Origin of the sequence: Hymenobacter piscis, assembly GCF_018760735.1 — a bacterium.
Classification (GTDB): Bacteria; Bacteroidota; Bacteroidia; order Cytophagales; family Hymenobacteraceae; genus Hymenobacter; species Hymenobacter piscis.
In genome coordinates, this window is the sequence record NZ_JAHHZN010000007.1 from 84,335 (window position 1) to 102,557 (window position 18,223).

Consider the following 18,223-nt stretch of genomic DNA (forward strand, 5'->3'; position numbering starts at 1 on the left):
CTTCTGAGCAGCTTCAGAAGGACTTTTTTCAGAATACAGGCTGCTTACCGAACCCGCACGTAGCGGTGGGGGCGGTAGTTGTAGTAGGGTCGCGGGGCCGGGGCTACTACCACCCGCCGGGGGGCCGGCACCACCACCACGGGCACCGGCCGGTGATAGGACCGGTACACCGGCCGGGGTGGGTAGGGCCGCACCACCACGGCGGGCTGGGCCGGGGCCACGCATCCGGTCAGCAACGCAGCTGCCGGGAGCAGCACGCAGGCCAACAGCAGCGGAAATTTCAGTTGGATTTGCATAGTGAAGGCAGAAAATCAGGGGACAACTGCCGGGAGCGGCAGACAACGGCTTAGATGCTGCTTCCACCGGGAGGTTTAAAAAGAAGCCGGGCCCGATTCAGAGAACCGGGCCCGGACGGGGGCAGCCACCGAAAAAGGGGCGGACTATTTTTTGCTCCGATATTCGTCGTTGAGGAATTTGAGCACCGGCGTGGTCACGTCGAGGTCCTTGCGGGCGTAGCCAATGCCGCCGCCGCCGGAGAGCAGAATCAGGCGGTAGCCGTGCTGCTTGCCGTAGCGCTCAATCTGCTTGTTGGCGCGCTCCAGGGCCTGTTGCGTGATTTTGGCTTCCTCTTCCTGGGCCTCCTGCTGGAGTTTTTCCTGGCCCTGGGCTACCTGCATCTGGCGCTGCTGCAGCTGCTGCTCGGTGGTGGCGCGCTGCTCCGGAGTCATGCTCTCGGCCTTTTGCTGGTACTGCTGCACGGCCGTCTGGAAGCCCGTGACCAGCTTCTTGTTCTGGGCTTCCCAGCCCCGGGCCTTGGCCTCCAGCCGCTTGCGGGCATCCTTCATGCCCTGGTAGCCCTCGAGCAGCTTGCCCGATTCCACGTAGCCTACCTTGTTGGTATCGGCCGGGGCTGCGGCAACCGGCACGGCCGTTTCTTCTTCCTCCGCATCCGCAGTGGCTACGCTGGCCGAATCGGTAGTGGTTGCCACGGCCGCGGGCTGGCGGACGGGTTGGGCGGGTTTGCCGGCCAGGTAGAGGTAAAACAGCACGGCCACAGCCAGGGCCAGCACGACATTGATAAGAAGTTGAAGCGAGTTTTTCATGCAGAAAACGGGAAATTAGCGGAATCCGCCGACCAGCGGCGGTGCAAAGTACGGCAAACCGGAACGGATGCGCCCCAGGTCTACCACACCTCTTCGCCCAAACCATCCGAGCCTTCATCGACCTCAGGTTCCTCCTCCGTGCTGCGAACGGGCTTTTCGTCGAAGGGAGGGGCGAAATCAGCGCGGCTGGGGGCCGAATCGGTGCGGGCCACGTGCACCAGCGCGTCGCCCTGATTAACCACGGGCATGTGGTTCAGACCGATGATGTATCCCGCCACCGGCGACTCCAGCCGGACCGACCGTTCCCCGTACGGGTCGGCCACCGAGCCGAAGACCTGGCCTTCCTGCACGTACTGACCCAGGTGTACGAGGCTGCGGAAAATGCCCGCGTACCGGGCGCGCAGCCAGGTAGAGCGCAGGCACACCACCGTCGGGTGGGCCGGCAAAGGGGCTTCGGCCTTCATACCCAGGTACTGCAGCACCCGCAGCGTGCCGGTGATACCCATATCGATGCCTTCCTCATCGAGGCGCATCGATTCTCCGGTTTCGTACACGATGATGCGGCGCCCCTGCTGCATGGCCGTTTCGCGCAGGGAGCCGGGGCGCAGACTCGCGTGCAGGGTGAACGGGGCCGCGAAGGCGGCGGCCAGCGCGTCGGTCTGCTCGTCCTGGTGCAGCAGGCACCGGATCTGGGGAATGTTGGCCCGCACGGCCCCGCCGGTGTGGAAATCGATGCCGTAATCAATCAGGGGCATGATTTCGCGCATAAAGCGGTGGGCCACCCGGCTGGCCAACGAGCCCCGGGGGTTGCCGGGGAAGCTGCGGTTCACGTCCTTGCCATCGGGCACCTCCCGCGAAAAATTCAGGAAGCCGTAAATATTGAGGATCGGAATGGCGATAATGGTACCGCGCAGGGGCGTAAGCAGGTTGCGCCGGATCAGCCGCCGAATCGTTTCAATGCCGTTCACTTCGTCGCCGTGCATGCCGGCCATCAGCAGCACCGTGGGGCCGGGCTCCACGGCCCGGAATACGTGCACCGGAATATCAATCACCGTCCCCGAAGGCAGGCGGGAAATAACCAGGCGCGTGAGCACCTGCTCGCCGGGCCTGATGGTGAGTCCATTGAGGCAGAGCAGATTTTCAGCGGCGGCGGCAGGCAAATGGCAGACTGGTTAGCGTGAAACATGGCCGGGACCGGACCGGGCAGAAGCCCGCCGACCGCCGGAAGATTGCCGGACAGGAAACTACCCCGCCAGCCTAATCGGGCTGACTATCGGAGGCAACGGCCTTAACGGTTTTAACGGGTTTTTTCTTGAGGGCCAGCTGCTCGGTGTACTCAATGATTTTGCCGGCAATATCGAGGCCGGTGGCGCGCTCAATGCCTTCGAGCCCGGGCGAGGAGTTTACTTCCAGCACCAGCGGGCCGCGCTTGCTTTGCAGCATATCCACGCCGGCAATGCCCAGGCCCAGAGATTTGGCAGCCAGCAGCGCCGCTGCCTTTTCGGCCCGGCTCAGCTTCACGAGCTTGCCCGAGCCGCCCCGGTGCAGGTTGGAGCGGAACTCGCCCTCCTTGCCCTGGCGCTTCATGGCTCCTACCACCTCGCCGTTCACGATAAAGGCCCGCAGATCGGCCCCCTTGCTTTCGGCAATGAATTCCTGCACGATGATGCGCGCCTTGAGGTTGTGAAAGGCCTCAATCACCGACTGCGCCGCCTTGGCCGACTCGGCCAGCACCACGCCCAGGCCCTGGGTGCCTTCGAGCAGCTTGATGATGACGGGGGCCCCGCCCACCTGCTCAATCATCTGGGGTACTTCGGAGGAGTAGTTGGTAAAGGCCGTTTTGGGCATGCCCACGCCGGCCCGGCTCAGGATCTGCATGGAGCGGAGCTTGTCGCGGCTGCGCACAATGGACTGGCTTTCCACGGCCGTGCGCACCTTCATCATCTCGAACTGGCGCACCACGGCGCACCCATAAAACGTAACCGAAGCCCCGATACGGGGGATAATAGCGTCGAAGCCATCCAGTTTTTTGCCTTCGTAGATAATGCCCGGCTGCCCTTTCTCCAGCACCAGGTTGCAGTGCAGGTGGTCGAGCACCACTACGTCGTGGCCACGCTGCCGGGCAGCTTCAACCAGTCGGTTGGTGGAGTAGAGCTTGGGCTCACGCGATAGAATCGCCAATTTCATCGGATGGGTACTTAGAGGAGGGAGATTACACGCGGCCGGAAGGCTGGCCGCCCGGTTTTCTAAAGAGAAGTAAGCTGCTGGCGGTAGGATACGTTGCGGCGGGCCACATCGACCACCAGCCGGGCCTGCCGCAGCAGTACCCGGCCCACAAGAACGGGATATTTCATGTCGGAACGGTCGGAAAGCGAGAATTCGGTCCGAAAATCCTGGCCGAACAGCCGGATAACAGCCTCAATTACGTAGCGCTGCTGCACCTCGCCGTTGGAGCTGCGGATGTCGCGCACGGTAAAGCGCTCAAACCGCATGGGCGAGCCATCGAAATTGGGGTGCGAGGGGTCGAGCAGCTGCACGTGCAGCGCCGTCTGGCCGCCGGCTACCGGCACCTCCCGGATGTTGGAACAGTGCAGGGCGCCGGTAAAAGCGCCGGTATCCACCTTGGCTTCCACGCCCCAGAGCTGAAATTCCGGGAAATCAACCAACTCCCGCCGCCCCACCACACGCTTGGGTTCACGTTGCTTTTTCATGCGGGCCAAGATAGGGAAGTTAGAAAGCTGGGAAGTGAGAAAAGGAACGTCATTCTGAGCGAAGGCGGAGCCGAAGCCGAAGAATCTCGCGGGCCAAAGTAATTCTACCGTCAGAAATTACCATTGCCCGCGAGATTCTTCGCTCCGCTCAGAATGACGTTCTACTTCTCACTTCTAAACTTCCCACCTTTCTAACTTCCATACTTAATCCGGTACACGGCGTCGTTCTGGTCGTCGCTGACGAGCAGGGAGCCGTCGGGCAGTACCAGCAGGCATACGGGGCGGCCCCAGGCTTTCTGGCCCTGAAGCCAGCCTTCAGCGAAGGTCTGGTAGCCGATGGCCTGCTTGCCGGTAGCATCGAGCTTCACCAGCGTGATGCGGTAGCCGATTTTGCTGCTGCGGTTCCAGGAGCCGTGCTCGGGAATCAGAATCTGGTTGCGGTACTGGGCCGGAAACTGCTGGCCGGTGTAGAACTTCATGCCTAGGGCAGCCACGTGGGGGCCCAGCTTGCGGGCCGGCTTCACGTAGGTATCCATGGATTTGCCCTTGCTGAGCTGGGGGTCGGGCACGTCGCCGGCAAAAAAGTAGGGAAAGCCGAAGTGCTGGCCCGGGCCGGCGGCGCGGTTGAGCTCGTCGGCGGGCGTATTGTCGCCGAGCTGGTCGCGGCCGTTATCGGTAAACCAGAGGGCCTTGTCGCGGGGGCTCCAGTCGAAGCCCACGGTGTTGCGCACGCCGTAGGCGTAGGTTTCGAGGCCCGAGCCGTCGGGGTTCATGCGGTTGATGGTGGCGAAGATGGGCGCTTCGGGCAGGCAGCTGTTGCAGGGTGCGCCCACCGGCACGTAGAGCTTGTTATCGGGCCCGAAGGCAATGTAGCGGTAGCCATGCCACTCCTTGCTGGGCAGCTGCCCGTACACCACAGCCGGTTTGGGCGGCTGCCTCAGACGGGCACCCACGTTGTCGTAGCGCAGAATCCGGTTGATTTCGGCCACGTACAGGGCCCCGTTGTGCACGGCCACGCCGTTGGGCGCGTTCAGGCCGGTAGCCAGGGTAATGACCTCGTCGGCCCGGCCGTCCTTATTGCGGTCGGGCAGGGCGTACACTTTGTCGTCCTTGGTGCCCACGTACACGGTACCGTCGGGGCCCACGGCCAGCTCGCGGGCACTTTTCACGCCCTGGGCGAAGTAGCTGATGGTGAAGCCGGCGGGCAGCTTGATTTTACTCAGATTCGCATCGGCGGCCGGCACGGCCGGGTTCGGGGCCCAGGCGGCCAGGGCCAGCGGGGCCAGTAGTAGCGGGAGGAAGTGGCGGGTTTTCATACCGCTTACAACCCCTGTTCGGGCGGGAAGGTTGCCCGTAGGCCACCGCGGCCGGCGGCAGAGCCGGCCGGCGCGGCGGAGCCAGGGAAGCGCGCCAAGGCGTTACGCGCTTCCGGAAATATCAGCGCAGGTTGTTTTGTTGCTCCTGCACCAGCTTTTCGTACTCGCGCTCCGACAGCTGGGCCCAGCCAAAGCCACTGTACACCCGGATGGCCTTTAGCACCAGGCCTACCCCCCAGAAAAAACTCACCCACAGGGGCCAGGGAATGGGGTGCGACTCGCGACCTGTTACGGCCCACAGCGCCCAGAGCAGGGCGTTTACCACTACGAAGGAGAAGAGGCTGGCTTTGAATCTGGCCCGGTCCTTTGCCTGGCGCCAGAGGTCGGGGTTGCGGTCGGTGGTTTCCATAGCTGGGAGGGTTGAGGTGGTTGATTGAGTCAAACCTAGGGCTTTCTTCAGGCGGGCGCAACCCCGTGTTTCCCAACCGTCGATTCAGCCGGACCAACCGTCCGATTCGTGGTTTGAACCGATTCGGCCGCAGCCATTTATTGGCTTATCCCAAACGCGAGACGCCGCCCGAAACGATGAACTTCATAATTTCGCTGCTGGGCAGCTCCAGGAACGTGACGCTCTCGATGGACACCAGCACCAGCTCGCCCGAGAAGTTGTAGGAGTGCGGGAAGTACACGGCCAGCAGGTCGTCGCGGTGAATGGCGGCCATCGTGGGCTGGGTCACGAAGCCCATTTTGTAGAGCCGCTCGGGGCCGCTCATGCGCACCAGCACCGGCCGGTTGAACTTCTGGTTGTCGCCCACGAAGGCGTCGAACAGGTCCTTGAGGCTGGAGTAGATGATGCTCACCAGGGGCGTGCGGTGCAGCAGGCGCTCGGTGATGATGAGAAAGGGCCGCACCAGAAACGACTTGGCCACGAAGCCCACGGCCGTAATCAGCACCACGGCCACCACCAGCCCCAGCCCCGGCACATCGAAACTCAGCCCCGCAAACAGGTCGTTGAGCCAGCGCAGCAGGGCGTACAGAATATAAATGGTCAGCCCGATGGGCGCCACAATCAGAAAGCCACTGAGAAAGTAGTTAAGAAAACGGCGCATTTACTTAGTTGTTCGGGCTTGGTTGTCAGTTGTCAGGCGAACGTCAAGGCACAAGAACAAGCATTCCGCATGCTGACGTTAAACAAAGGTAGTTCAACGGTAACATGCGGAATTATTCATCTCGCCTGGTGAGCGGGCCTGACAACTGACAACTAAGCACTAACAACTCCCTCGCCCACTTCCTCAATGCGCGCCTTTACGCGCTGCATCAGCCACATGGGGGTGCTGGTGGCCCCGCAGATGCCCACCGATTCGGCCCCGCGGAACCAGTCTTCGTCCAGTTCCTGCTCGTTTTCCACGAAGTAGCTGCGCGGGTTGGTACGGTTTACTACCGAGAACAGGGCCTTGCCGTTGGAGCTTTTGCGCCCGCTCACGAACACAATAACGTCGTGCTGCCGGGCAAAAACGGCCAGGGCGGGCTCCCGGTTGCTGACCTGCCGGCAGATGCTGTCGTTGGCATCAAAGGCGTCCAGGGAGCCGCCCGCCGCCCGGATGCGGTCTTCTATCACGGCCTTCATGTGGTAGAAGCCGGCGGTGCTCTTGGTGGTCTGGCTGAACAGGGTCACGGGCCGGGCGAAATCCACCTGGTCGAGGTCGGCCTCAGTCATCACGATGATGGCCTGGTTGCGGGTCTGGCCCGTGAGGCCGGCCACCTCGGCGTGGCCGGGCTGGCCGTAAATCACAATCTGGCCCTGCTGGCGGTTAGCGGCATCGAAGGCGTGCTTGACGCGGTTCTGGAGCTTGAGCACCACCGGGCAGGAAGCGTCGATGAGCTCCAGGTTGTTGCGCAAAGCCAGCTCATAGGTGGCCGGCGGCTCGCCGTGGGCCCGGATGAGCACCTTGGCATCGTGGATGTCCTCAAGCTGCTCCCGGTCGATGATGCGCAGGCCCAGGGCGTGCAGGCGCTCCACCTCCATGCGGTTGTGCACAATATCACCGAGGCAGTACAGGGTTTGCTCCTGGGCCAGCTCGTCCTCGGCCATCTGAATGGCAAATTCAACGCCGAAACAATAGCCGGAATTTTTATCGATGATGACGTTCATGCGCTTAGCTCTAGTACTTCCGCCCGACGAATCCTACCGAAAAGCCCCGCCACGCAGCCCGTTCGGGCCGGTGCCGCGTGCTGGCGCGGGGCTCGGCTGTACAACAATTACGGGGCCGTTTTGCTCCGCCCCACCCGGCAACTACCGCGCCGAACCGGCCGCGGCCCGCGAAAACAGGGCCGCCGACACCCGTTCCAGCACGAAATCAACCTGCTCGTCAATCATCATGTGGGTCGTGTCGAGCAGCACGGCGTCGGCGGCGCGGCGCAGGGGGCTTTCGGCGCGGGTGGAGTCGAGATGGTCGCGCTTTTCGAGGTTGTCCACGATGTCCTCCACCGACACGTGCTCGTTTTTGGCGGCCAGCTCCTCCTGCCGGCGCAAAGCCCGGGTGAGCACCTCGGCCGTCATGAACACCTTCACCTCAGCATCGGGAAACACGGTAGTCCCGATGTCGCGGCCGTCCATGACTACGCCGCGGTGGCGGCCCATCTGCTGCTGCTGGCGCACCAGGGCGTGGCGCACGGCCGGAATCACGGACACCTCGCTCACGGAGTTGGAAATGCGCATCTGCCGGATTTCGTCCTCCCGGATCACGCCGTCGAGGCAGAGCTCGTTACGGCCGGTTTTGCGGTTGCGCCGAAAGGTAATCTGCATCTCGTGCAGGGCCTGCTCCACCCGGGGCAAGTCGGTGAAGGCAATGTTGCGCTCCAGCAGGTACAGCGTCACGCCCCGGTACATGGCCCCGGTGTCGATGTAGGCGTAGCCCAGCTCGGCGGCCACGGCTTTGGCCGTGGTGCTCTTGCCACAGGAAGAGTAGCCGTCGATGGCAATGACGATTTTCTGCATGGCAAGGTCGGGGCGGCTAACGTCGGACAACAGACTAGGAAGACTCACTAAATCCAGGTTTTACGGCTTGGCTGGGCGGCCAGGCGCTCGGGTATGCCCGCAAAAAACGCCGTCACCGACTGGGCCGGGCCCTTGGTCAGCTGTTCGCTCACGCGGTAGAATGGGTTGAAAAAGGACGTCTGGTTGATGCCCACGCCGGTGGTGCCATCGGGCCCCTGGGCCCAGGTGCCGCCGTAGGTATCCACCAGGCACTGGCCCAGAAAGCAGCCCAGGGCCGTGATAACCCCCTGGCGCTCGGCCTCCTTGATGATGGGCCGCTGCCCTTCGATGAACTCATCGAGGCGCAGCACGGCGGCGGCATCAAAGTGATTTACCTGCAGCTGCTGCCGCACGGCTTCGGCGGCCTGGCGCAGGGAGGCTAAGGGCGATTCTTCGGGCATAGGGCGCAGGGTTAGCGGCAATCAGGAGGAGTCAGTGACTGTCGCAGGGGCAGGGGACTTTGCCAAACTTGGCTTTGCGCTTGAAAGAGGCCGTTTTTTTCTGCTGCGGGGAGCGGGCGGCGCAGCCCGCCGTCAGCAGGCCGGAGCCCCCGATCAGGGTAGCCAGTAGCACAGTCACAATCTTTCTCACGGCGCAGATTTTCGACAAATATACGGTTCTTTACCCGGCTGCCGCCCTCCGGCCCCGTTTTTCCCCGTGCCTTTTTCCCCGCTTATGCCCGCCGAATTCTCCCTCCAGGCCAACGTTATCAACCTGTTCAGCAACACGATAACCCCCGCCACGGTGCACGTGGCCGCCGGCCGGGTCCGGCAGATTGTGCCCCTGGGTCCCACCACCCCCGACCCCGCCCTGCCCTACGCCCTGCCCGGCTTCGTGGATGCCCACGTGCACGTGGAAAGCTCCCTGTTGGTGCCCTCCGAATTCGCCCGCCTGGCCGTGGTCCACGGCACCGTGGCCACCGTCTCCGACCCCCACGAAATCGGCAACGTGCTGGGCGTGGCCGGCGTGAAGTACATGCTGGCCAACGCGGCCCAAGTGCCGTTCAAGTTCTGCTTCGGGGCGCCTTCCTGCGTGCCCGCCACGCCCTTCGAAACGGCCGGGGGCGAAATCACCGCCGCTGATATCGAGGCGCTTTTCCGCGACCACCCCGAAATCGGGTACCTGGCCGAGATGATGAACTGGCCCGGCGTGCTGAACCGCGACGAGCTGGTGATGGAGAAAATTCGGCTGGCCCGGCAGTACCAGCGGCCCGTGGATGGCCACGCGCCCGGCCTGCGGGGCGGGGAAGCGGCCCGCTACGCGGCGGCCGGCATCAGCACCGACCACGAGTGCTTCACGGCCGAAGAAGCCCTCGACAAGCTGGCCGTGGGTATGAAAATCCTGATCCGGGAAGGCTCGGCGGCCCGCAACTTCGAGGCCCTGATTGACCTGCTGCCCGCGCACTACGAGCACCTGATGTTCTGCTCCGACGACAAGCACCCCGATACGCTGGTGCTGGGCCACCTCAACCAGCTGGTGCAGCGGGCCGTGGCCCGGGGCCAGGATGTGTTGCAGGTGCTGCGCGTGGCCTGCCGCAACCCCGTGGAGCACTACCGCCTGCCCGTGGGCCTGCTGCGCGAAGGCGACCCGGCCGACTTCATCGTGGTGGACGACCTGGTGGATTTCCGGGTCCGCCAGACCTACCTCAACGGGGAGCTGGTGGCCGAAAACGGCCAAACCCGCATTCCGGCCGTGCCCGTGGACGTGGTCAACAACTTCACCGCCCACGACGTGAAAGCGGCCGATTTTGAAGTTAAAAGGGAGAAAGTAAACGTTAAAAGTTCTTCTTCGGAAGAACTTGACGAGCCTGACAACGAACAACCAAAAACCAACAACCAAGAACCACCAACCAACACCATCCGCCTCATCGAGTGCTTCGACGGGCAGCTGATTACGGCCCGGCTGGATGAGCCGGCGCGGGTGGAAAACGGCCTCGTGGTACCCGACCTCAGCCGCGATATTCTCAAGCTCACGGTGGTGAACCGCTACCACGCGGCCCCGCCGGCCGTGGCCTTCATCCGGGGCTTCGGGTTGCAGGGCGGGGCTCTGGCCAGCAGCGTCGGCCACGACTCGCACAACATCACGGCCGTCGGCTGCGACGATGAGAGCCTGGCCCGCGCCGTGCAGCTGGTCATGGACGCCCGCGGCGGCCTGGCCGTCGTTACGCCCGGGGGCGAGGAGCTGGTGCTGCCCCTGCCCGTGGCCGGCCTCATGTCGGACCAGAGCGGGCCGGCCGTGGCCGCCGCCTACACCGCCGTCGATGCCCTGGCCAAGCAGCTGGGCTCGCCCTTGCAGGCCCCGTTCATGACGCTTTCGTTCATGGCCCTGCTCGTCATCCCCAGCCTCAAGCTCTCCGACAAAGGCCTGTTCGACGGCGAGGCCTTCCGGTTTGTGGAGGCAGTGGTGTAGAATTTAGAGTTTAGATTTTTAGAACCTAGAGCTTAGAGCTTAGATTTTAGAACCTAGAGCCTAGAAGTGAGCGGGGAGACTTTCGTTCTGACAACCGGCAAATCGGTCCGTCAGAACGAGAGTCTCCCCGCTCACTTCTTGGTTCTTGGTTCTAGGTTCTAGGTTCTTGGTTCTAAAATCTAGGCTCTCACTGCTACTCCTAGAACCGCTTTTCCAGCAGCTTGCTCATTTTTTCCTCGGTGAGGGGCTTGGCCAGGTACTCTACGCCGTCGTACTGGGCCACGCGGGCCGTGTCGGCGGAGTGCATGGAGGTCGTCAGCACGGCCATCACGGTTTTCTCGCGTACTACTTCGGGCAGGTCGCTGTAGAGCTTGAGAAACTCAAAGCCGTCCATGCCGGGCATTTTCAGGTCCACAAACACCAGTTCGGGCGTGTCGTGGCCGGGTTCGTGGCCCTCACGGTCGCCCCAGATCTGCTGGTAGGCCTGCTCGGCTTTGTTGAAGGTGTGCACCTGCTCGGCCACGTTGAGGCGGCTGAGCAGGCGGTTGTTGAGGAAGCTGGTGGTTTCGTTATCATCAACCAGCACGATGTTGCGAAGCTTTTGCGCCATAAAGGAAGCCGAAAAATGAACGTGGCAGTACGGAATCTGATAACCGGCGCGGCGACCTAGAGCCAGCCCTGCTCGCGCATCCAGTCGTCGTTGTAAATCTTGCCCAGGTAGCGCGTGCCGTGGTCGGGCAGAATGATGACCATGGTATCGTCTTCCTGGAGGTGCTCGCGGGCGTATTCGAGGGCGCCGTGCACGGCCGAGCCGCAGGACCAGCCCACAAACAGGCCTTCTTCCTTGGCCAGGCGACGCGTCATGAGGGCGGCATCCTGATCGGTTACTTTGATGAAAAGATCAATCAGGTCGAAGTTAACATTCTTGGGCAGAATATCTTCGCCGATACCTTCCGTTTTGTAGGAATAGATTTCGTTCTCGTCGAAAATCCCCGTTTCCTTGTATTTCTTGAACACCGAGCCGTACGTATCGAGGCCCACCGACACGAGGCCGGGGTTCTGCTCCTTCAGGAACTGGCTGGTGCCGCAGATGGTGCCGCCCGTGCCCACGCCGGCCGCGAAGTGCGTGATTTTGCCCTCCGTCTGGGCCCAGATTTCGGGGCCCGTGGTTTCGTAGTGGGCCGCCGAGTTCGAGAGGTTGTCGTACTGGTTGGGGTAGTAGGAGTTCGGGATTTCGGCGTTGAGCTTGCGGGCAATGGAGTAGTAGCTGCGCGGGTCGTCGGGAGGCACGTTGGTGGGGCACACGATAACCTCGGCGCCCACGGCCCGGAGGATGTCCTGTTTTTCCTTGCTTTGCTTGTCGCTCATCGTGAAGATGCACTTGTAGCCGCGGGCAATGGCGGCCAGGGCCAGGCCCATGCCGGTGTTGCCGCTGGTGCCCTCGATGATGGTACCGCCGGGCTGGAGCAGGCCGGCCTTTTCGGCGTCGTCAATCATCTTCACGGCCATGCGGTCCTTCACCGAGTTGCCGGGGTTGAAGTACTCTACTTTGGCCAGTACGGTGCCTTTGATGCCGTCGGTTACGTGGTTGAGCTTGACCAGCGGGGTGTTGCCGATAGCCTCAACGATGTTGTTCAAATACATGGGTGAGAGAGGTAAGCGGGTTTGCGGGAGAGGCCGCAAAGGTACGGATTTGTGCACCACCCGCCCGGCCCCGGCCCCGAATCGCCCGGTTCCGGGGCGGGCCGCAGCCCGCTGCCGACGGGTTTCGGAACCGGCCTGCGGCCGAATAAGGGCTTTCTCGGGGGAAATTGTAGCTACCAAGCAGAAGGCAGCTTCGCCCGGCCCGCAAAAAAGCCTACTTTTGCCCCGCCGCCGGCCTCGGGCCGGCGGCGGCAGTATCCCACCTCAACCCGCATCTTCCGCTAACCCCACTTCTATGAGTGTTCTGGTAAACAAGGATTCCAAAGTGATTGTGCAGGGCTTCACCGGCTCCGAAGGCTCGTTCCACGCCCAGCAGATGATTGAGTACGGCACCAACGTGGTTGGTGGCGTAACGCCCGGCAAAGGCGGCACCCAGCACCTGGACCGCCCCGTGTTCAACACCGTGGCCGAAGCCGTGGAGCAGGCCGGCGCCGATACCAGCATCATCTTCGTGCCCCCGGCTTTCGCCGCCGACGCCATCATGGAAGCCGCCGATGCCGGCATTAAGGTTATCGTGACCATCACCGAAGGCATCCCGACCAAGGATATGATTGCGGTGAAAGAGTACCTGAAGGGCCGCGAGGGTCTGCGCATGATCGGGCCGAACTGCCCCGGCGTGATGACCGCCGGCGAGTGCAAAGTGGGCATCATGCCCGGCTTCATCTTCCAGAAAGGCCGCGTGGGCATCGTGTCGAAATCCGGCACCCTGACCTACGAAGCCGTGGACCAGCTCACCAAGGCCGGCCTGGGCCAGACCACGGCCATCGGCATCGGCGGTGACCCCATCATCGGGACCACCACCAAGGAAGCCGTGGAACTGCTCATGAACGACCCCGAAACCGAGGGCATCGTGATGATTGGCGAAATCGGGGGTGGCATGGAAGCCGAAGCCGCGCGCTGGATCAAGGAAAGCGGCAACCAGAAGCCCGTCGTAGGCTTCATTGCCGGCCAGACCGCGCCTCCCGGCCGCCGCATGGGCCACGCCGGGGCCATCGTCGGCGGGGCTGACGACACGGCCGCCGCTAAAATGGCCATCATGCGCGAGTGCGGCATCCACGTAGTGGATTCGCCCGCCGAAATCGGCGAAACCATGCTGCGCGTACTGGGCAGCAAGTAGTCGTCCTTCGACAACTGACTTTACTAAAAGAGCCCTGACTTACGTCGGGGCTCTTTTTTTGCCTTAAATTTCCTTTATTTGGCAGTTCGTCTATAAATCTGATCTGTTCCCATTATGCGTTTTACTATTACAAAGCCGCTGATAATTGCCAGCTTGCTGGCTACCGTTGCCTGCACGAAAGAAGTGGAGAAAATCGTCTTGCAGGACAAAGAATACAGCTGGACGGAGGTAAAGCCCCTGATTAGCTACCAACGCAATGTGTTGCGCGTGGTACCCGGCACGAATACCCTGAATATGCAGGTAGTAGGCCGATTTGAGGTTCTCTCGCCTATTTCTGGCTCGGCGGAGCAAGCGGCCAACGGGTACTATACGGGCAAGGGCCAATCCCGCACCTGGCAATTCCACCCGCTGCCCTTTGACGTGCGCAACGCCGTTCCGATGAACGCGAACTTCTACGCCAGCCCGAATGGATACGGCAACGTGGAAACCGACACCGTGCTCACTATCTACCCGACCAAGTTCTTAGATCGGGGAACCAAGCTGCGTCTGCGCAAACTCAATCCCCTTGCCACGCGTTTTGAGAACCAGTTGGTTGGGCCCCGCTTCCCATTTGGGGCGATTAACCGCAACGATTACCTGCTGTGCGGCTACCGCACTTCCGACCCCGCCGACAATGCCTTCCATTTGGTATTGAGCAAACTTGTTAACACGGCTACCACGGGTGCCACTATTACGAACACCAACCTTCCGGGCACTACGCAGGTTAGTTCGCAGCTTATTCGCATACCTACCCCAGGCCAGAGCCAGTACAACTATAAAACGTTCTGGGCAGTCGATGACTATTTTCTGGTCTGGTGCGATGGTTTTGGCCTGTTTAAGATTAATCAGGACGGCTCTTTTCAGCAGGTCAATGGCACGTTCAGCCAGGCTACCGGTCCGGTAAACCCTACCGCCGTTTTCAAGCGTCAAGGTACTGTTTACGCCCTGCAAAGTGGTGGCACCATCTGGACTTCGGCCAACGACTGCGCCAGCTGGCAGCGCATCGATGGCTTTAACGGAGCACTCAACTTCTCTTCCTTTTATTCAGTGGGCGACAGCCTCGTAGGTATTACGCACGGCGTTACCACCAACAGCCTCTATACCATGCGGTGGTTGAATGCCAGCACGCTCCGGCTACGCGAACTAAAGAACGATGGCTTGGGGTACGCTGATTTCTCGAACCTGGCGCAACTCGGCGACACTGTATACCTGGGTACTACTAACGGCCTTTATAAGCGGCCGCTCAAAAGCTTCTTCGAAAGTAAACCCCAATAGCCACCGTGCGCGAGTGCGGTATCCACGTTGTGGATTCGCCCGCCGAAATCGGCGAAACGATGCTGAAAGTATTGGGCGGCCAATAGGCTTGGCTTAATGACTGATTATACGAAAACAGCCTTGGCGCAGGTCGAGGCTGTTTTTTTATTTATCGGATGGCTTACTGAGAGAAAGCGGCGCGTTGCCTCAGTTGAGAAGGATAGAATACGATACCCAATCCTGTCAGCAGGCTGGCCCCGCGGTTGAATCGAGCCCGCTGGGCTATTTCCGTATAGGGATCAACCAATCCGCGGCCGGGAAAAGTGGCGGAGTATGCCATGCTTGCCTGAAGCTGCCAGCGGTTATTTTCCCCTATATAATATCGGCCGAAAAGATAAAACTCGTGCCGTAGCTGCTTATCAAGCGGGAGTTGGTAGCGCGTAAAAGGAGTTTGCCGGTCTTGGGCACTTAGCTTCAAAAAATGAACCTGCGTCAGCCGATAGCCCAATCCCAGGCTTCGGCGCGGTGCCTGATAGGCCAAGCCCACCTGTCCATATTTTTTGCGGTAACGGGCGTCGTAGTCGTTGTTGAAGGCCAGTAATATGCCGAACTCCGACAACGTACGCTGCGTACGGGCCGCCCCGGTGCCGATGGTAGTTTGCACCACCCAACTATCTCCCAGTGCGAGGTAAGCACCTATCCCTAGCTCATATTGCAGCGTACGGTATTTTTCTTGCTTACTACCTTGGTCTATTCCCTTACCCGGCCTCCCCGTAACTGCCCCCAGCACCAGTATATGGTTGATCGGTGAATAAGCGGCCTTTACTTCGGTTCGGCCGGTAAGTTGGATGTCAAGTTGGGTTTCCCCCTCGCCCCTGGCCCGGATTATGGGCGCGTGAGGCTGCATGGGCGTATACACCGAGCAGGAGCAGCAGATGGCCGACACTACACTGGCTCTCAATAAACTAATCATAAGTACGATACTTTTTCCTGATGAGTAACAGTGCTGCCACATCTGCCCGAAACTGACGCTACGGCAAGAATAGACAGCTATTACCCAATCTAAGCACCATTTCTACCACAGGGGAACCACAAGTTGAGATTATCAGACTTTCGCGGACTTTGAATTGAGGCAATCAGTCAGTTGTCAATAGTGGTTTCAAGGTCGTAATCCCATTTGACGGCATGCTATCCAGAGACTTTTGAGAAACTTTACTTCCCCCCGCTCTGCCCGCCCACGTTCACGACTAGTCCGAACTGAAAGACGGAGTTGGCGGCCTTGAGGAATTTGCGGTGCTTGAGGCCAAAGTTGCTGCCGCTGATAAACTGGGCATCAACGGGGCCGAGCAGCGTGATGCGGGTGTAGGTGATGGGTTCGAGGAAAATGTTGTCTTCGTTGGCGGCGGGTTGGCCGTTGAGGCGGAAATCGGTGAGCGTGACGTAGCTCGCGCGCAGGGCCGTGCCGTAGCTCACGGGCCAGTCGCGGCCCAGCACGTGGTAGGTTTTCTTGTCCTTGGACGTGTAGTTGACCTGCACGAAGTACTTGTTCAGCCCCGCTTCGAGGGTGCGCGTGACGCCTTCGGTGGGCGTGCGCTCCACCCGCTTGGTGTGGCCCAGGCCAAAGCCTCCGTACACTTCCAGCACCCGGTGGTCGGGCAGGCGGGTAAAGTAGCCCAGGCCCAGCTCGCCGAAGTCGTGGTCTTCGGCCTTCTTGGTTTTGTTGGTATGCAGAAACGAGGCCGAGCCCATCACGCCCAGGTGGTCCGACACGGCGTAGGCGCCCTGCACGGCCGTATTCTGGCTCAGGTTGGTGTGCAGGCCCGCGCTCCATTCGCCCTTCTGGGTAAGCAGCGGCACCTGCGGCGGGGGTGGGAAGTAGAGCGAGGAGCAACCCGCCAGCAGCGGCAGCAACAGCGCAACGGGCAGCGCACGGGGCGAAAAAGGCATGGCAGAAGCTGAAAAAGGTGGGCGGGAGCTGGCAGAACGCACGCAACCCGGTTTCGTTGCCCGGCCGCCCGCCCGGCAGTTGCGTACAGGAAGCTGAGCCCTACCGAAACCGGGCCGGCCGCCTTCCAAACTTCGCATTTATGTCTGCTACATCCTACGACGCTCTTATCATTGGCTCCGGCCAGGCCGGCAACCCGCTGGCCTACGCCCTGGCCGAAGCCGGCCGCCGCGTGGCCCTCATCGAAAGCAGCCACCTGGGGGGCTCCTGCATCAACTATGGCTGCGCGCCCACCAAAATCATGCTGGCCTCGGCCCAGCGCGCCCACCACGTGCGCACGGCCGGCGAGCTGGGCATCCGGGCCGACGCGCCCGTGGTGGATTTTGCGGCCGTGGTAGCCCGTAAGGACCGGCTTACCCGGGAGTCGCGGGCGGGTCTGGAGCGCAAGCTGACCCAGGAGCACCCCAACATTACGCTGGTGCGCGGCCGGGCCCGCTTCACGGCCCCCAACACCCTGCACGTAGCCCTGAACGAGCACGCCGGCACGACTACCCTCACGGCCCCGCTCATCTTCCTCAACACCGGCACCAAGGCCGCCGTCCCACCTATTCCGGGGCTCGAAGATGCGGGCTACCTCACCAATGATACCCTGCTGCTGGGCCTGGGGGAGCTGCCCGAGCACCTGATTATTCTGGGCGGCAGCTACATCGGGGTCGAGTTCGGGCAGATGTTCCGCCGCCTGGGTTCCCGGGTCACGGTGCTCGATACGGCCCCGCGCATCATGGCCCACGAAGACGCGGACGTGAGCGCGCCGCTTCAGCAGCTGCTGGAGGCCGAAGGTGTGGAGTTCGTGCTCGAAGCCCAGGCCCGCCACGTCTCGCGCAACGAGAACGGCGTACTTACGCTCACGGCCGATACCCCCGCCGGGGAGCGGCGCCTGCGCGGCTCCCACCTGCTGGTAGCCACCGGCCGCGTGCCCAATACCGAGGACCTGAACCTGGCGCTGGCCGGTATCGAAACCGACGAGGACGGCTACATCCGGGTAGATGAGCACCTGCGCACGCCGGCCAAGGGCGTGTACGCCCTCGGCGACGTGAAGGGCGGCCCCCAGTTCACCCACATCAGCTACGACGACTACCGCATCGTGCGCGACATCGTGCTCCACAACCAGTCGCGCCCCACCACCGGGCGGCCCCTGCCCTACGTGGTGTTTACCGAGCCCCAGCTGGGCCGCATCGGTCTTTCCAAGGAGCAGGCCCGGGAGCAGCACATTCCGTTCCGGGTGAGCCGCCTGCCCGCCAGCACCATCGGCCGGGCCGTGGAAACGGGCCTCACCGAGGGCTTCGTGGAAGTGCTGGTCGGCGACGATGACCGGCTGCTGGGGGCTGCCATCCTCTGCGAGCAGGGCGGCGAAATCATGACCATGTTCCAGCTGGCCATGGCCGGCCACCTGCGCTACCCCCAGCTGGTAGACATGATTATTGCCCACCCCACCTGGGCCGAGGTGCTCAATAACGCCTTCCAGCGGCTGGAAAGAGGGAAATAGAAAACAGACTGGTCGTAACCGGCGCCTACCGAAGCATCCCGG

The 18,223-nt window shown here is 61.9% G+C and carries 19 protein-coding genes and 1 pseudogene; 4 read left to right on the forward strand and 16 right to left on the reverse strand.

The genetic code is table 11. The annotated features are described in order from the left end of the window. Nucleotides 1-44: 44 nt before the first annotated feature. The 12 genes from KLP40_RS09485 to KLP40_RS09540 all read right to left on the reverse strand — a co-directional run bounded on the left by KLP40_RS09485 (nt 45) and on the right by KLP40_RS09540 (nt 8,758). The gene (locus KLP40_RS09485) at nt 45-296 is read right to left on the reverse strand and encodes a hypothetical protein (protein WP_215593542.1); all 252 of its coding nucleotides are present in this window, start codon (nt 294-296) and stop codon (nt 45-47) included. A gap of 144 nt (nt 297-440) precedes the next feature. After that, entirely contained in the window at nt 441-1,103 is a 663-nt protein-coding gene (locus tag KLP40_RS09490; protein ID WP_215593543.1) for an OmpH family outer membrane protein, read from the reverse strand. A gap of 80 nt (nt 1,104-1,183) precedes the next feature. After that, nucleotides 1,184-2,263: a succinylglutamate desuccinylase/aspartoacylase family protein gene (locus KLP40_RS09495; RefSeq protein WP_246558745.1), complete on the reverse strand. Its 1,080-nt coding sequence runs from the start codon at nt 2,261-2,263 to the stop codon at nt 1,184-1,186. A 97-nt stretch (nt 2,264-2,360) separates the two neighbouring features. Beyond that, the gene (gene rimK, locus KLP40_RS09500) at nt 2,361-3,290 is read right to left on the reverse strand and encodes a 30S ribosomal protein S6--L-glutamate ligase (RefSeq protein WP_215593544.1); all 930 of its coding nucleotides are present in this window, start codon (nt 3,288-3,290) and stop codon (nt 2,361-2,363) included. Nucleotides 3,291-3,349: 59 nt separating this feature from the next. Continuing rightward, on the reverse strand, nt 3,350-3,814 hold the full coding sequence (locus KLP40_RS09505; RefSeq protein WP_215593545.1) for an ATP-dependent zinc protease family protein: 465 nt from the start codon (nt 3,812-3,814) through the stop codon (nt 3,350-3,352). Nucleotides 3,815-4,005: 191 nt separating this feature from the next. Then, nucleotides 4,006-5,130, reverse strand: coding sequence for a PQQ-dependent sugar dehydrogenase (locus KLP40_RS09510; protein WP_215593546.1), 1,125 nt, complete (start codon nt 5,128-5,130; stop codon nt 4,006-4,008). A gap of 121 nt (nt 5,131-5,251) precedes the next feature. Continuing rightward, nucleotides 5,252-5,539, reverse strand: coding sequence for a 2TM domain-containing protein (locus tag KLP40_RS09515; RefSeq protein WP_215593547.1), 288 nt, complete (start codon nt 5,537-5,539; stop codon nt 5,252-5,254). Between the two features lie 145 nt (nt 5,540-5,684). After that, nucleotides 5,685-6,239: a DUF502 domain-containing protein gene (locus KLP40_RS09520; RefSeq protein WP_215593548.1), complete on the reverse strand. Its 555-nt coding sequence runs from the start codon at nt 6,237-6,239 to the stop codon at nt 5,685-5,687. Between the two features lie 152 nt (nt 6,240-6,391). After that, the gene (locus KLP40_RS09525) at nt 6,392-7,282 is read right to left on the reverse strand and encodes a 4-hydroxy-3-methylbut-2-enyl diphosphate reductase (protein ID WP_215593549.1); all 891 of its coding nucleotides are present in this window, start codon (nt 7,280-7,282) and stop codon (nt 6,392-6,394) included. 141 nt (nt 7,283-7,423) lie between these two features. After that, nucleotides 7,424-8,128 (reverse strand): (d)CMP kinase, encoded by a 705-nt coding sequence (gene cmk, locus KLP40_RS09530; RefSeq protein ID WP_215593690.1) that lies wholly within the window; start codon nt 8,126-8,128, stop codon nt 7,424-7,426. Nucleotides 8,129-8,175: 47 nt separating this feature from the next. Beyond that, complete coding sequence (locus tag KLP40_RS09535; RefSeq protein ID WP_215593550.1) at nt 8,176-8,568, reverse strand: hypothetical protein; 393 nt, start codon at nt 8,566-8,568, stop codon at nt 8,176-8,178. A 31-nt stretch (nt 8,569-8,599) separates the two neighbouring features. After that, entirely contained in the window at nt 8,600-8,758 is a 159-nt protein-coding gene (locus KLP40_RS09540; protein WP_215593551.1) for a hypothetical protein, read from the reverse strand. An 84-nt stretch (nt 8,759-8,842) separates the two neighbouring features. Between KLP40_RS09540 and ade the strand changes: the two genes are divergently transcribed. Beyond that, nucleotides 8,843-10,576 carry an adenine deaminase gene (ade, locus tag KLP40_RS09545; protein WP_215593552.1) on the forward strand — a complete coding sequence of 578 codons (1,734 nt, stop codon included), beginning with the start codon at nt 8,843-8,845 and terminating at the stop codon, nt 10,574-10,576. A 199-nt stretch (nt 10,577-10,775) separates the two neighbouring features. Here the strand turns inward: ade and KLP40_RS09550 are convergent, their stop codons facing one another. After that, entirely contained in the window at nt 10,776-11,186 is a 411-nt protein-coding gene (locus tag KLP40_RS09550; protein ID WP_215593553.1) for a response regulator, read from the reverse strand. Nucleotides 11,187-11,245: 59 nt separating this feature from the next. After that, nucleotides 11,246-12,220 (reverse strand): annotated as a pseudogene (locus KLP40_RS09555) (PLP-dependent cysteine synthase family protein); the annotation flags it as partial. A 295-nt stretch (nt 12,221-12,515) separates the two neighbouring features. Here KLP40_RS09555 and sucD point away from each other — a divergent pair. Both sucD and KLP40_RS09565 read left to right on the forward strand, forming a co-directional pair. After that, complete coding sequence (sucD, locus tag KLP40_RS09560) at nt 12,516-13,397, forward strand: succinate--CoA ligase subunit alpha (protein ID WP_215593555.1); 882 nt, start codon at nt 12,516-12,518, stop codon at nt 13,395-13,397. Between the two features lie 114 nt (nt 13,398-13,511). Then, nucleotides 13,512-14,711, forward strand: coding sequence for a hypothetical protein (locus tag KLP40_RS09565; RefSeq protein ID WP_215593556.1), 1,200 nt, complete (start codon nt 13,512-13,514; stop codon nt 14,709-14,711). Between the two features lie 160 nt (nt 14,712-14,871). Here KLP40_RS09565 and KLP40_RS09570 read toward each other — a convergent pair whose 3' ends face one another. Both KLP40_RS09570 and KLP40_RS09575 read right to left on the reverse strand, forming a co-directional pair. Continuing rightward, the gene (locus KLP40_RS09570; protein WP_215593557.1) at nt 14,872-15,609 is read right to left on the reverse strand and encodes a hypothetical protein; all 738 of its coding nucleotides are present in this window, start codon (nt 15,607-15,609) and stop codon (nt 14,872-14,874) included. Between the two features lie 293 nt (nt 15,610-15,902). After that, a complete protein-coding gene (locus tag KLP40_RS09575; protein WP_215593558.1) occupies nt 15,903-16,637 on the reverse strand; it encodes a porin family protein in 735 nt (244 codons plus the stop codon). Between the two features lie 140 nt (nt 16,638-16,777). On the opposite strand from KLP40_RS09575, the gene KLP40_RS09580 reads away from it, so the two are divergent. Beyond that, nucleotides 16,778-18,181, forward strand: coding sequence for a mercuric reductase (locus KLP40_RS09580; RefSeq protein ID WP_215593559.1), 1,404 nt, complete (start codon nt 16,778-16,780; stop codon nt 18,179-18,181). The last annotated feature ends 42 nt before the right edge of the window (nt 18,182-18,223 follow it).

Bases quoted from the DNA above. Each gene is read 5' to 3' on its own strand.
- KLP40_RS09485 (WP_215593542.1), bottom strand. From the start codon at position 296: ATGCAAATCCAACTGAAATTTCCGCTGCTGTTGGCCTGCGTGCTGCTC.
- KLP40_RS09490 (WP_215593543.1), bottom strand. From the start codon at position 1,103: ATGAAAAACTCGCTTCAACTTCTTATCAATGTCGTGCTGGCCCTGGCT.
- rimK (WP_215593544.1), bottom strand. From the start codon at position 3,290: ATGAAATTGGCGATTCTATCGCGTGAGCCCAAGCTCTACTCCACCAAC.
- KLP40_RS09505 (WP_215593545.1), bottom strand. From the start codon at position 3,814: ATGAAAAAGCAACGTGAACCCAAGCGTGTGGTGGGGCGGCGGGAGTTG.
- KLP40_RS09510 (WP_215593546.1), bottom strand. From the start codon at position 5,130: ATGAAAACCCGCCACTTCCTCCCGCTACTACTGGCCCCGCTGGCCCTG.
- KLP40_RS09515 (WP_215593547.1), bottom strand. From the start codon at position 5,539: ATGGAAACCACCGACCGCAACCCCGACCTCTGGCGCCAGGCAAAGGAC.
- KLP40_RS09520 (WP_215593548.1), bottom strand. From the start codon at position 6,239: ATGCGCCGTTTTCTTAACTACTTTCTCAGTGGCTTTCTGATTGTGGCG.
- KLP40_RS09525 (WP_215593549.1), bottom strand. From the start codon at position 7,282: ATGAACGTCATCATCGATAAAAATTCCGGCTATTGTTTCGGCGTTGAA.
- cmk (WP_215593690.1), bottom strand. From the start codon at position 8,128: ATGCAGAAAATCGTCATTGCCATCGACGGCTACTCTTCCTGTGGCAAG.
- KLP40_RS09535 (WP_215593550.1), bottom strand. From the start codon at position 8,568: ATGCCCGAAGAATCGCCCTTAGCCTCCCTGCGCCAGGCCGCCGAAGCC.
- ade (WP_215593552.1), top strand. From the start codon at position 8,843: ATGCCCGCCGAATTCTCCCTCCAGGCCAACGTTATCAACCTGTTCAGC.
- KLP40_RS09550 (WP_215593553.1), bottom strand. From the start codon at position 11,186: ATGGCGCAAAAGCTTCGCAACATCGTGCTGGTTGATGATAACGAAACC.
- sucD (WP_215593555.1), top strand. From the start codon at position 12,516: ATGAGTGTTCTGGTAAACAAGGATTCCAAAGTGATTGTGCAGGGCTTC.
- KLP40_RS09565 (WP_215593556.1), top strand. From the start codon at position 13,512: ATGCGTTTTACTATTACAAAGCCGCTGATAATTGCCAGCTTGCTGGCT.
- KLP40_RS09575 (WP_215593558.1), bottom strand. From the start codon at position 16,637: ATGCCTTTTTCGCCCCGTGCGCTGCCCGTTGCGCTGTTGCTGCCGCTG.
- KLP40_RS09580 (WP_215593559.1), top strand. From the start codon at position 16,778: ATGTCTGCTACATCCTACGACGCTCTTATCATTGGCTCCGGCCAGGCC.